This is a genomic window from Paenibacillus sp. J22R98 (genome assembly GCF_059383835.1).
The window spans coordinates 1-13404 of record NZ_JBXENW010000017.1 but is presented as its reverse complement, the minus strand read 5'-3'; the positions used below and the strand labels follow the sequence as shown (position 1 = coordinate 13404).

The window sequence follows — 13404 nt, the reverse complement described above, 5'->3', positions numbered from 1 at the left end:
AATAAGCGACTCACACCCAGTCATTCGAACACCGCTATACGAACTGTATCTGCGGCTCCGTTTGAAGGTCGCCCTCTCTGGTAATCTTGTATTGAATAAACAATCCTGTTCAAAGCCTTATCGTTCCTAAATTAATTCAAGTATAGCCGAGGACTCCCCAACTGGCAAGTAGTCAAACGCCCATCATAAGCAGACTATGGAAGATTTCAATAGGTCACAGACACTATTTAGCCCAGTCGGCCCTGCAAACGCTGTTCAACCTTTGCTTGACCCAGTAAAGCAATCGTCTGATTCAAATCCGGCCCATGCGTTTGCCCCGTCAGAGCGGCACGAATCGGCATGAAGAGCTGTTTACCCTTGAAGCCTGTTGCTTGCTGGACCGATTTGATGGCTGCTTTGATTCCATCTACATCAAAGGCTTCCATCGCTTTCACTTGCTCCAAGAAAGCTTGCAAAACAACCGGCACCTGCTCCTCCGCCAGGACTGTCTTTGCTTCATCCTCATCTGCCGCTTCCGGCAAGAAGAAGAGCTCGGTAAGCGGTACAATATCCGCTGCAAACCGCAGCTTATCTTGGTAGAGAGCAACCAAATCACGTGTCCAATCATGCTGGCTTGCGCTAAGCGCCTCAGGCAGGCGTCCCGCTTCTTGAAGATGCGGAATGCACAGCTCCACAATGCGTGGAACGTCTGATTTCTTCATATACTCATTATTCATCCAGCTCAGCTTGTTCGTATCGAACACGGCAGGGCTTTTGCTTAAGCGATTAGCTGTAAACACCGAGACCAATTCCTCGCGCGTGAACATCTCCTGCTCGCCTTCAGGTGACCAACCGAGCAAGGTAATAAAGTTGAACATCGCTTCAGGCAAATAACCAAGCTTATCGTATTGCTCGATAAACTGGATAATGGACTCATCGCGTTTGCTCAGCTTCTTACGGTTCTCATTGACGATCAGCGTCATATGACCGAATACCGGCGGCTCCCAGCCGAATGCTTCATAAATCATCAGCTGACGCGGTGTGTTGGAGATATGGTCCTCACCACGCAGTACATGGCTGATCGCCATCAAATGGTCATCCAACGCAACAGCGAAATTGTACGTTGGAATGCCGTCCTTCTTCACGATTACGAAATCACCGATACCGTCGGCTTCGAAGCTGATTTGACCTTTGACCAGATCGTTAAACGTATAGGTCCGGTTCTCCGGTACACGGAAACGAATGCTCGGAATGCGGCCTTCCGCTTCGAAAGCTGTACGCTGCTCATCCGTCAAGCTGCGGTGCTTACCGGAATAACGAGGCATTTCGCCGCGTGCCGTTTGCTCTTCCCGCTCCTGCTCCAGCTCTTCCTCCGTGCAGTAACACTTGTAAGCAAGACCTTTGTCGAGCAGTTCCTGCCAATACTCGCGGTACAGATCAAGACGCTCTGTTTGGCGGTATGGACCATATCCTCCGCCAACGTCGATGCTTTCATCCCAATCGATCCCGAGCCACTTCAAATAGGTGAGCTGGTTTTCTTCGCCGCCCGCCACATTGCGTTTCACGTCGGTATCTTCGATCCGTATAATGAATTTGCCGCCTAAATTACGCGCAAACAGATAGTTGAATAAGGCCGTTCTGGCGTTGCCGATATGTAAATGACCTGTAGGTGACGGAGCATACCGTACCCTGATTTGTTCTGACATCTTGTTTAACTCCTCCCGGGCAAACTATTGTATTGCAGAATCATAGCACAACTTTTACAAGGCAGACAACCGATTGCGCGGCAATCCCTTCGCCGCGTCCGGCGAATCCAAGCTGCTCCGTCGTGGTTGCTTTCACATTCACTTGCGAGAGCTCCTCTGCTTCCAGCGCCCCTGCAATAATTTCAACCATCTGCGGGATGTAAGGCAGCATTTTGGGTCGTTGAGCAATGATCGTCGAATCGATATTGCCAAGCTTATACCCGCGCTCTTTCACCAATCCCCAAATATGCTGAAGCAGCTTCAAGCTGTCGGCATCCTTAAACGCCGGATCGGTATCCGGAAAATGCTTCCCGATATCGCCAAGGCCCAGCGCCCCCAGCACCGCATCGCTGATCGCATGCAGCAGCACATCGGCATCGGAATGCCCCAGAAGCCCGCGCTCATAAGGAATTGTAACGCCCCCAATGATACAAGGCCTTCCCTCCACCAATTGATGCACATCAAATCCTTGTCCTACTCGAATCATGATTCCGAACCCCTCTCCCGCTCTCGGTTTGCCAGCAGAAATTCCGCGTAAGGCAAATCCTCCAGTGTTGTAATCTTAATATTCGTATAATCGCCTTCGGCAACAGATACCGTTACGCCTAATCGTTCCACGGCCATCGCGTCATCGGTGCCGAGAAACTGATCTGCCGCCGCTTGATCAAGCGCCTGCTGCAGCAAGGAACGACGAAAAGCCTGCGGCGTTTGAATCGCCCACAAGCTTCGCCGATCCGGAGTCGCCGTAATGGCGCCGGTTTCATTCACTTGCTTAATTGTATCTTTAACAGGTACGGCAAGCACAGCTGCTTCCGTCTGAAGAGCTTTACGCATACATGACCGCACTGCAAGCTCGGTCACAAACGGCCGGACACCGTCATGAACCATGACCCAGTCGACCGATTCGCTTAAAACCGCAAGCCCAAGATGAACCGAATGCTGACGCTCGCTTCCGCCCGCTGCCACCTGCTTCACTTTGTGAAGGCCAAATTCCGTTACGAATTCCCGGCAACGGTCCACATCCTGCTGACCGACGATAAGCGCCACTTCCGCAATGTCATCCATGGCTTGAAATCGTTCCAGGGTATGAACCAGAATAGGCTTGTCCCGCAAGAGCAAATATTGTTTGCTCTCCGCTGTTCCCATTCTGGTTCCGCGGCCCGCCGCCACAACGACGACGCCCCATTTTGCACCTGCTGCTTCCATGCCTTCCAACCGCCCCGCGTGTATACTTCATACTCAGCTAAATGCTGCATGTCCAATCTTCCGATGGGGTACACGCAAACCAAGTAGCCTAGCACCTATCATACCGCGTTACAGCGCTTTTTCCAACAATTTCGGCTTCGCGAAAATCATTCGGCCCGCAGAGGTTTGCAGTACGCTCGTCACGAGCACCTCCATCGTTGTTCCGATGTAGTCTCTGCCGCCTTCTACAACGATCATCGTGCCGTCATCCAGATACGCGACCCCTTGGCCATGTTCCTTGCCATCTTTGATGACTTGAACGACGATTTCTTCGCCTGGGAGCACGACCGGTTTCACTGCATTGGCAAGGTCATTAATATTTAACACCGATACACCTTGCAGCTCGCACACTTTGTTCAGGTTGAAGTCATTCGTGACGACTTTGCCATGCAGCACTTTCGCCAGCTTCACGAGCTTGCTGTCCACTTCGCCCTCTTCGGCTTCACCTTCGTAGATCAGCACTTTCACATCGAGCTCTTTTTGAATCTTGTTCAAAATATCGAGCCCTCTGCGCCCTCTGTTACGTTTGAGCAAATCCGACGAATCCGCAATGTGCTGCAGCTCTTCAAGCACAAACTCCGGAATGACCAGTGTGCCTTCAATAAAACCGGTTTTGCAAATGTCTGCAATTCGGCCATCGATGATAACACTCGTATCCAGAATTTTATGCTCCTCATAGCTGCTTTCCTCTTCCACTCGAGCCGCATTGCTGCGACGCTCGAACAGTCCTCTCAGGCTTTCAGCAAATTCCTCCCGTTTGTTTAACCCGATCCGCAGTCCTGCGTACCCTAAGAACAACGTCAGTAGTAGAGGAATGAATAGGCCTGCTCCCGATAAACCGGATAAAACCGGATACAATAGCGCTGACAGTGCAAGCCCGCCAATTAGTCCGCTGCCGCCCGCTACCAGTTCTCCTGTCGGAATGGCCGACGCCCGCTCCGCTCCTTGCCGCATCCATTTCAGGATGGAGCCTGCCAATACCGTTGCTGCTGCAAGGCCGCATAACGCGCCAATGCCGACGTTCATGTAATAGCTTCCTGAATGCTGCATAAGACCGGTTGACGATTCCGCCCAGCTCACACTGCCGTTTAGGGAGCTGTTCATTTGAGCGCCCAGAAATCCGCCGAACAATAGACCAATCAGTTGAATCATTCGTTTCATCATATAAATCCACCTCCATTACAATTATGTTCCAATTATGGTTACGTTAATCGCCTACCCGAGCGAAAGCATTAGAATTTATTAACCTGGCACGAAAAGAGGACAAAAAGTAGAAATCCATTTTGAAATGCACCGCGGGGAGGCTTATAATAAAAGAAAGCAATCCATTCCTGAAATGAGGTGGAATCGATGAACGCACCAACACTGGAGCAATTTCAGCAGCAGGTCTCTGAACTGCTGTTGCGACATCGCAGCCTGCTAGACGTCATGTCGAAGTATGGCCAGTCCGGCGCTTCCGTTAATCGGGCAGTTGCCAAATCCGTTACGGAATGCGGATGTATCGAGTTAAATGCCCGGAAGCAGCAGTTTGCGGATGACTTTAACCTCGAGCAAGCCAAAACAAAGCTGCATCATCACATTTCAGGCGAACTCTGCGAACACTGCAAAGAAGCGATTCAGAACGAGCTCGGACGAAACTTGTTCTACATGTCTGCGATGGCGAATTTGCTCGACATTCAACTCGAAGACGTCATTGAACGCGAATCCGATAAATGCAGTACGCTCGGCTTATTCAATCTTACTTAGTCTTTACCCATCGGTTAGCATAATCAGCGGTAAACGCAAGAAAGACCGCCTTGTACATCCCCTTAGGGGACAGACAAGGCGGTCTTTCTTATTAGCGGCTTATGCGCTATGTTCGCTGTGAACCGCTTCTTCTTGGCGCTGGCTTTCCATTAAACGCTTGCGTTTCCTGCTTGGGAGACGGCGATCAACGTTTTTTTTTAGGCCGTACAGCGCGTAGAGAACCAGCGGAACGAATAGGATCTTCGATAGATGATGTGGGAACAAGATACCGAGCACCACGGAGACCGCGACAATAATCGGTACGACCCAGATCGCATTCTTCGGAATGCCGAGCTTCTTAAAGTTCGGGTAACGAACGGTACTTACCATTAGGAACGACAGGACAAGTGTGCTTGCCATCAAGACGGATACAGCAATATCTTGGTGGAACAACGCCAATGTGGCGAGTACGCCGCCAGCGGCCGGAATCGGCAAGCCGATGAAATAGCCGGGCATACCGGAAATGACGTTGAATCTCGCAAGTCTCAATGCTCCGCAAATCGGGAACAAAGCTGTAATAATCCAAGCCGGAGCCGGAGTGAGTTCTTGGAAAGCAACACTATACATAATAAAAGCAGGTGCAACTCCAAAAGAAATTACATCCGACAGTGAATCTAATTCTTTACCAAATTCGCTTTGAGCGTTAAGTGCGCGGGCGACTCGGCCGTCCACACCATCCATCAGCATTGCGATAATAACCATCATCGCAGCTACCTCAGGCTTCGCATTCTCAGGAAATATGAGAATAATGGCGACAATACCCAGGAATAAATTCGCCACGGTAAAAAGACTCGGTATTGACTTCGTAATCATTTGCTCCACCTCATCTTTACTATGCCCTAAAACCGCAATTTGCAGTATAGCAGGCAAACTGAGAAAATAACTTCCACCAGAAGTTTAAGGGGTGCAATACGGCTAATTGTCAGTTGTAACCAGCGTCCGTCTGCATTCCCTCATTGTATGGGATTTAAATTTGTCTGTCAATGAACATCTGCTCTTGGATCCGCTTTAAGCCTTCCTTGATCGCACGTGCCCTGACCTCGCCAATGCCGTCCACCGAGTCCAGTTCCTCAATCGTTGCCATTAAGATATGAGGCAGATATCCGAATCGTTCCACAAGGTTGTTCATGATAACTTGCGGCAGTCTTGGAATCCGGCTTAACAAACGATAACCGCGCGGCGCAACCATTTCTTCGGATGCTGCGCTTAGTCCGCTATAGCCGAGCAATTTCATAATTTGCCCCAGCTCCAGCAGCTCTTCGGAATTCAGCTTGCGGATGCTTGCACGAATTTCGCGAATACGGTCCTCGTTGGGATCCTTCACATAATCCTTCAGCAAGAACCAGGCTTCTTCTTCAACGCCGCCGACAAGCTCTTCCATTTGCATGCTGATGAGACGGCCTTCCGTACCGAGCTCATTGACATAACGTTTAATTTCCATTTTGACACGGATGACCATCTCTACCCGCTTGATAACATGGGCAACTTCCTGCAAGGTGACCATTTCTTCAAACTCCAATGCGGATAGATTCGTAAACGACTGGTTCAGCACCACTTTGTATTTTTCAAGCGTTTGAATCGCCTGATTGGCTTTGGTCAGGATTACGCCCATTTCCTTGAGGGAATACCTAAACTGGCCTTGATAAAGTGTAATAACATTCCGCCGCTGCGAGATGGATACAACCAGTTTGCCGGTTTGCTTCGCCACGCGCTCCGCAGTACGATGCCGAATTCCTGTCTCACTGGAGGAGATGGAACTGTCAGGAATTAGCTGGGTATTGGCATATAGAATACGTTTGCGATCTTCGCTTAGTATAATGGCGCCATCCATTTTGGCCAGCTCGTATAAATAGTTCGGGGAAAAATCGCAATTGATGGAGAAGCCGCCGTCTACGACTTCCATCACTTCCGGACTGTAGCCGACGACGATGAGCGCCCCGGTCTTAGCTCGCAGCACATTATCGAGGCCTTCCCGGAACGCCATGCCCGGTGCGACCATCTGGAGCAGCTGATTGACCATTTCTGCTTGGTTTGACTCTTTCATCATTTCTCCCCCCTCTATCCGAATGCCTTGGACAGCGCATCTGCAACCGTCTCAACACCGATGATTTCTATCCCGGCAGGCGGGGTCCAGCCCTTCAAACTCTTCTGAGGCATAATGACCCGCTTAAATCCCAGTTTCTGTGCTTCTTTGACACGCTGTTCGGCGCGGGATACGCCCCGCACTTCTCCCGTTAATCCAATTTCTCCGAAGAATACGTCGAACGGTCTAGTCGGCGCATCGCGGAAGCTCGATGCAATACTGACTGCAGCAGCCAGATCGACAGCCGGCTCATCGAGCCGGATGCCGCCGGCCACATTGAGGTAAACGTCCTGCGTTTGCAAGAACATGCCCATTCGTTTCTCCAGCACCGCAACAATCAAGGTCATCCTGTTGTGGTCAATACCCGTTGCCATCCTGCGCGGCGAGGGGAAGTTCGTTGACGCGACAAGCGCCTGAAGCTCGACAAGCACCGGCCTTGTACCTTCCATGCTAGCCACGACGGTGGAACCGGATACCCCAAGCGGACGTTCCGATAAGAACAGCTCGGACGGATTACTAACCTCGCGCAGCCCTTCCTCGACCATTTCAAAAATTCCGATTTCATTGGTAGAGCCGAACCGATTCTTAACGGCCCTAAGCAATCGATACGAATGATGCCGTTCGCCTTCAAAGTAGAGCACACAGTCAACCATATGCTCGAGCATTCGCGGACCTGCAATAGCGCCTTCCTTCGTAACGTGGCCAACCAATACGGTCGCAATGCCCTTGATCTTCGCAACCCGCATGAAGTGAGCCGTGCATTCCCGTACTTGCGAAACACTGCCCGGCGCAGATTCTACTCTGGGGTCATATACCGTCTGAATGGAATCGATGACGAGAAAATCCGGCTGAACCGATTCAATCGCATCATTGATCTGCTCCATGTTCGTTTCGCAGAGTACATACAACGTATCAGACAGCGCGCCAAGACGGTCGGCCCGCAATCGTGTCTGACGTACAGATTCCTCTCCTGAAATATAGAGCACAGTCAGCTTCTTCGATGCCAGCGCATGGGAAGTTTGCAGCAGCAATGTCGATTTGCCGATACCCGGATCCCCACCGACCAGAATAAGCGAGCCCGGCACAACGCCTCCGCCCAGCACACGATTGAGTTCCTGATTGGTTGTTTCGATCCGTTTTTCCTGACCACTTTCTATATGTATGATGGGACGCGGCTTTTCTTTCGTCTGAATGAGCGTCGAGCCCATTCCTTGCGTCTTCACAACCGTTTCCTTCTCTTCCACCATCGTATTCCACTGCCCGCAGCCCGGGCATTTCCCCATCCATTTGGGTGACTCTGTTCCGCATTCGGTGCATGCGAACTTAACTTTAAGTTTTGCCATGTGCAGCTCCTTATGCAAAAGACGTATCATTCAAAGTTTACCATTTAAAGCCCGCCGATAACAATTCTTATCCGCAGCTGATCTCATTGTTTCACAAAAAAACCCTTTACTCCTCCGCCTTCGGCAGTAGAGTAAAGGGCTTTGTGTGATTTTATTTCGTCGCAGGCTCTTCAGCGGCAGGAACGTGGTTGCTGTCACGGTGTGTAACCGTAAGCTCTCCGTCCTTCTCGTCGATGATCAAATGATGACCCTTCGCGATTTTGCCGAGCAGCAGATCCTCTGACAGACGATCCTCAATATGCTTCTGAATCGCTCTGCGCAGCGGACGCGCGCCGTACTGCGGATCGAAGCCCTCTTTCGCCAGGAAATCTTTCGCCGTATCCGTCAGCTCGAAGTCTACTTCTTGCTCGCGCAGACGTTTGCGAAGCTCTTCGGACATCAGCGTCACGATTTGAGCGATATGCTCCTTCTCGAGAGAATGGAACACGATCGTTTCATCGATCCGGTTCAGGAACTCAGGGCGGAAGCTCTTCTTCAGCTCTGCCAATACCTTATCTTTCATGATGTTAAAGTCGCGCCCCGCATCCTGTGCGGCCGTAAAGCCGAGGGAGGAATTGCGTTTGATTTGATCAGCGCCTACGTTGGACGTCATGATGATAAGGGTGTTGCGGAAGTCGACTACGCGGCCTTTGGAGTCCGTGAGACGACCATCTTCAAGCACTTGAAGCAGAATATTAAACACTTCCGGATGTGCTTTCTCGATTTCATCAAGCAGCACGACCGAATATGGCTTGCGGCGAACCTTCTCGGTCAATTGACCGCCTTCTTCATAACCGACATATCCCGGAGGTGCGCCGACCAATCTGGAAGTGGAGTGTTTCTCCATGTATTCCGACATGTCGATGCGGATGACCGCATTCTCATCGCCGAACATCGCTTCAGCAAGGGCACGTGCCAATTCGGTTTTACCAACCCCGGTAGGGCCGAGGAAGATGAAGGAGCCCATAGGACGCTTCGGATCTTTCAGACCTGCACGTGCTCTGCGGATGGCACGAGATACGGCTTTTACCGCTTCGCTTTGTCCGATAACACGGTCATGAAGGATATCTTCCATTTTGAGCAGGCGCTGTGTTTCTTCCTCAGCAAGTTTGGATACCGGAATACCGGTCCAGCTTGCAACGATCTGAGCGATATCGTCAGGCGTTACTTCGGAATCCGTACGGCCTTGTTTTTCTTTCCACAGGTTCTTCGTCACATCGAGCTCTTCACGTATCTTCTGCTCGGTGTCGCGAAGCGCTGCTGCTTTCTCAAACTCTTGGCTTTGAACCGCGGAATCCTTCTCCTTGCGGATGTCCTCCAGACGATTCTCCAGTTGTTTGAGGTTAGGCGGTACTGTGTACGATTTCAAGCGTACTTTGGAGCTCGCTTCATCGATAAGGTCGATCGCCTTATCCGGGAGGAAACGATCTGTGATGTAGCGATCGGACAGCTTAACGGCTTGCTCGATAGCTTCATCTGTAATTTTCACGCGGTGATGCGCTTCGTAACGATCACGCAAGCCGTGAAGGATTTGAATCGCTTCCTCCGGCGACGGCTGATCCACCGTAATCGGTTGAAAACGGCGTTCCAGAGCAGCATCTTTCTCGATATATTTGCGATATTCATCAAGGGTTGTTGCACCGATACATTGCAGCTCGCCGCGTGCTAGAGCAGGCTTAAGAATGTTCGATGCATCAATTGCACCTTCAGCTCCCCCCGCACCGATCAGCGTATGCAGCTCATCGATGAACAGGACGATGTTGCCGGCTTGACGAATTTCGTCCATGATTTTCTTCAAACGGTCTTCGAACTCACCGCGATACTTCGTACCCGCAACGACAGAGCCCATATCGAGCGTCATAACGCGTTTGTCGCGTAGGGTTTCCGGAATTTCGCCCGCGATAATTTTCTGAGCTAAACCTTCCGCGATAGCCGTCTTACCAACGCCCGGCTCCCCGATCAGAACAGGATTGTTCTTTGTTCTGCGGCTCAGCACTTGAATAACGCGTTCGATTTCTTTGCTCCGGCCGATAACCGGATCCAAATTACCGTCTTTGGCATAGGCCGTCAAATCGCGGGCCAGACCATCCAGTGTTGGCGTGCTTACATTTGTCGGAGCACCGTGGTTGCTTGAAACGGCCTCACTGCTGCCCAGAAGCTGCAGCACTTGCTGACGTGCTTTATTTAAACTGATGCCAAGGTTGTTCAGCACGCGGGCCGCAACGCCTTCCCCTTCACGGATCAGACCGAGCAAGATATGCTCTGTGCCCACGTACGTATGACCAAGCTTACGTGCTTCATCCATCGAAAGCTCGATTACCTTCTTGGCACGTGGTGTGTACGCAATATTGGTAGGTTGTTCTTGACCGCGTCCGATCAGCGTCTCCACTTCATCCTGAATTTTCTCCAGGCTGAGGCCAAGACCGATCAGTGCTTTCGCTGCGATTCCTTCCCCTTCTCGGTTCAGCCCGAGCAAAATATGCTCCGTGCCGATATTGTTATGACCGAGACGAACCGCTTCTTCCTGCGCCAGTGCGAGCACCTTCTGTGCCCGTTCGGTAAATCTTCCAAACATCATGTTCATACACCCCCATGATCGGTTTCACTTTGTAAATGACTTCGTATAAGTTCCGCTCGCCGAATATCCCGCTGTTCAGGCGTCATTTTCTCATGGAACACCTGTTGGAGGAATCCCGGCTGCGTTAATACCATCATTTCATTCATTACCTGCGGCGAGACATTTCGAATCAAGCCCAAATCGATGCCTAAACGGACATCGGACAACCTTTGCGATGCTTCCTTGGTATCCATGATCATCGCATGCGACAGAATCCCATAGGACCGATAAACCCGATCCTCCAGACGGACGCGCGATTCTTCCAGCAAACGCTGGCGAGCCGCTCGTTCGTGCTCAATAATTTGCCGAGCCACACTGTGCAGGTTCTCGATGATTTCCCCTTCGGATTGACCAAGCGTAATTTGATTCGAAATTTGAAATAGGTTTCCGAGCGCTTCGCTCCCTTCGCCGTAAATCCCCCGAACTGCCAGCCCCACTTGAGTGACGGCCGATAAAATGCGGTTGATCTGCTGCGAAAGCACAAGCCCCGGAAGATGCATCATGACCGATGAGCGAATTCCTGTTCCAACGTTAGTAGGACAGCTTGTTAAATATCCCCTTCGCTCGTCATACGCATAATTGGTTACTTCTTCAAAAATATCGTCAATGCGATTCGCCAGTCCCCATGCTTCCTTAACCTGAAAACCGGGATACAGACATTGAATGCGCAAATGATCCTCTTCATTCACCATTATACTAACGGATTCATTCTCGCTTAGCAGTACTGCGCCGCTGCGTGACTCGTTGGCCAAATTCGGACTAATGAGATGCTTCTCGACAAGTACTCTGCGCTCAAGCTCGTTTAGCTGGGAGAGCTTGATGGTTTCGAATTCGCCGAGCTCGCTCAGTTGGCCCGTTACAGCCACGCTTGTAAGCTGTTCCATCACTTCGTTTGCCTGCTCTGATGTGGCAAGCATCGGAAACGGATGACTCGATAAATTGCGAGCAATTCGGATGCGGCTGCTGATAACAACATCTGTATCAGGACCATTTCCCTTCATCCAGTCGCTCAGCGCTTCATCTACATAACGCTTCGACATCCTTCAGAATCACCTTCCTAACCGTGCCTAAACATCGGCTATATTGCGCTCAAGTTCCCGAATCCGATCCCGGATTTGGGCTGCGTCCTCGAACTCTTCCTGTTCGATACGCATGTGCAAATCCCTTCTCAGCTGTTCAATTTCACGCTTCACCTGGATTTGAACACCTGTGCGCTTTGGAATTTTTCCTACGTGAGTTGTATTGCCATGCACCCGTTTAAAAATAGGGTCCAGTTTGCTGCCAAATTGGATATAACAATTGCTGCAGCCGAATCGGCCCATCTTACTAAATTGTGTATAGGTCAGTCCGCAGTGCTCACAGCGCAGCTGCTGCTGCGGCTTGGCGCCAAGTGTATTCATGCTCCCGGCAGGCTCGAAGTCGAGCAAACCGGATAGCAAGCTGTGGATAGAGAATCCGTTTGCCGTACCCGGAATTCCTTCTCCCCGCTCTCGCGCGCATGTTTCACAGATATGAAACTCTGTCTTCTCGCCATTCACAATCTTCGTAAAATGAAGCGTAGCCGGCTTCTTGTCACATTCCTGACAAAGCATTCCGCACTATCCCTCCTCATACAAGGCTTGCGCAGCTTACTTAACGAGCAGTGTGATCAACATCGCCCTCAACAGCCTAGCCCGAATTTCATCCCTTAGCGGCAGCTTTACAGCGATGGATTCACGGGATATCGCGGCGCGAAGTAAATTGGCTTCCCGCCTGGATATGAGCTTCCCTTCCTCCAGCTGATATACAATGCCTTCTGCCGTGTCCTGATCCACTTGCTCGCCGATGGTTTGGGCAAGATGCTCTTGAAGGGCCGACAGCGTGGGCAGCTCTACACGTTGAATGCGGATATAACCGCCTCCGCCACGTTTGCTTTCCACAAAATAGCCTTTCTCCAGCGTGAACCTTGTACTGATCACGTAATTGATTTGCGACGGGACACATGAGAAGCGGTCCGCCAGATCATTACGCTGAAGCTCTACAGCACCACCGGGGCTTTCTTTAAGCATATGCTTGAGGTACTGCTCGATGAGATCGGAAATGTTGCGCATTTCGCCAACCTCCCTAAGTTGCCCATACATCTACTCGGCGACTTGTATAGCCAAGAAACTAAATCGTCAAAGTTTTTAGTCAAATTGACTTTGACTTTCTTTGACTTTAACTTTATTATACGCAAATTTGTCAAAAGGTCAAGCGGATTGCCACCACTGCGTATCCTTACTAGCTTGGGCGGATCGCGCCTATTTATACGTAGCCCGTTCGCTTATCCACAACAATCGAGGGATGATCTGAATAACAATATATGTGCACGATACGCAAAAAGATTTATCAACATGTAAATAACCTTTTTCCGCTCATGCACACCATACACAGCTTTATACACAATAGTGGACAAACAACAAAAAACCGACCGTATAAATACGGTCGGTTCATCGTGCTTGGCAACGTCCTACTCTCCCAGGACCCTGCGGTCCAAGTACCATCGGCGCTGGAGGGCTTAACGGTCGTGTTCGGGATGGGTACGCGTGG

The 13404-nt window shown here is 50.7% G+C and carries 12 protein-coding genes and 1 rRNA gene; 1 reads left to right on the top strand and 12 read right to left on the bottom strand.

Annotated features, from left to right (window positions below; genetic code table 11):
* Window positions 1–227: 227 nt before the first annotated feature.
* The 4 genes from gltX to AC50Y3_RS28925 form a co-directional block, all read right to left on the bottom strand.
* Window positions 228–1685 carry a glutamate--tRNA ligase gene (gltX, locus tag AC50Y3_RS28940; protein ID WP_494822166.1) on the bottom strand — a complete coding sequence of 486 codons (1458 nt, stop codon included), beginning with the start codon at window positions 1683–1685 and terminating at the stop codon, window positions 228–230.
* A 40-nt stretch (window positions 1686–1725) separates the two neighbouring features.
* Entirely contained in the window at window positions 1726–2211 is a 486-nt protein-coding gene (gene ispF, locus AC50Y3_RS28935; RefSeq protein ID WP_494822165.1) for a 2-C-methyl-D-erythritol 2,4-cyclodiphosphate synthase, read from the bottom strand.
* Window positions 2208–2930 (bottom strand): 2-C-methyl-D-erythritol 4-phosphate cytidylyltransferase, encoded by a 723-nt coding sequence (gene ispD, locus AC50Y3_RS28930; protein ID WP_494822164.1) that lies wholly within the window; start codon window positions 2928–2930, stop codon window positions 2208–2210. Before ispD ends, ispF begins: the two co-directional genes overlap by 4 nt.
* Before the next feature lie 108 nt (window positions 2931–3038).
* Window positions 3039–4133, bottom strand: a complete 1095-nt coding sequence (locus AC50Y3_RS28925) for a PIN/TRAM domain-containing protein (RefSeq protein ID WP_494822163.1) — start codon at window positions 4131–4133, stop codon at window positions 3039–3041.
* 186 nt (window positions 4134–4319) lie between these two features.
* On the opposite strand from AC50Y3_RS28925, the gene AC50Y3_RS28920 reads away from it, so the two are divergent.
* Entirely contained in the window at window positions 4320–4715 is a 396-nt protein-coding gene (locus AC50Y3_RS28920; protein WP_494822162.1) for a nucleoside triphosphate pyrophosphohydrolase family protein, read from the top strand.
* Window positions 4716–4814: 99 nt separating this feature from the next.
* Here AC50Y3_RS28920 and pssA read toward each other — a convergent pair whose 3' ends face one another.
* From pssA to rrf, 8 genes are all read right to left on the bottom strand, one after another.
* The gene (gene pssA, locus AC50Y3_RS28915) at window positions 4815–5567 is read right to left on the bottom strand and encodes a CDP-diacylglycerol--serine O-phosphatidyltransferase (RefSeq protein WP_494822161.1); all 753 of its coding nucleotides are present in this window, start codon (window positions 5565–5567) and stop codon (window positions 4815–4817) included.
* 154 nt (window positions 5568–5721) lie between these two features.
* A complete protein-coding gene (gene disA / locus AC50Y3_RS28910) occupies window positions 5722–6798 on the bottom strand; it encodes a DNA integrity scanning diadenylate cyclase DisA (protein ID WP_494822192.1) in 1077 nt (358 codons plus the stop codon).
* 14 nt (window positions 6799–6812) lie between these two features.
* Complete coding sequence (gene radA, locus AC50Y3_RS28905; protein WP_494822160.1) at window positions 6813–8180, bottom strand: DNA repair protein RadA; 1368 nt, start codon at window positions 8178–8180, stop codon at window positions 6813–6815.
* 151 nt (window positions 8181–8331) lie between these two features.
* Window positions 8332–10797 carry an ATP-dependent protease ATP-binding subunit ClpC gene (clpC, locus tag AC50Y3_RS28900; RefSeq protein ID WP_494822159.1) on the bottom strand — a complete coding sequence of 822 codons (2466 nt, stop codon included), beginning with the start codon at window positions 10795–10797 and terminating at the stop codon, window positions 8332–8334.
* A gap of 2 nt (window positions 10798–10799) precedes the next feature.
* Window positions 10800–11876 carry a protein-arginine kinase McsB gene (gene mcsB, locus AC50Y3_RS28895; RefSeq protein WP_494822158.1) on the bottom strand — a complete coding sequence of 359 codons (1077 nt, stop codon included), beginning with the start codon at window positions 11874–11876 and terminating at the stop codon, window positions 10800–10802.
* 27 nt (window positions 11877–11903) lie between these two features.
* Window positions 11904–12428, bottom strand: coding sequence for a protein-arginine kinase activator protein McsA (gene mcsA / locus AC50Y3_RS28890; protein WP_494822157.1), 525 nt, complete (start codon window positions 12426–12428; stop codon window positions 11904–11906).
* Window positions 12429–12464: 36 nt separating this feature from the next.
* Window positions 12465–12926, bottom strand: coding sequence for a CtsR family transcriptional regulator (locus tag AC50Y3_RS28885; RefSeq protein WP_494822156.1), 462 nt, complete (start codon window positions 12924–12926; stop codon window positions 12465–12467).
* 385 nt (window positions 12927–13311) lie between these two features.
* A 5S ribosomal RNA gene (gene rrf, locus AC50Y3_RS28880) occupies window positions 13312–13404 on the bottom strand; the annotation flags it as partial.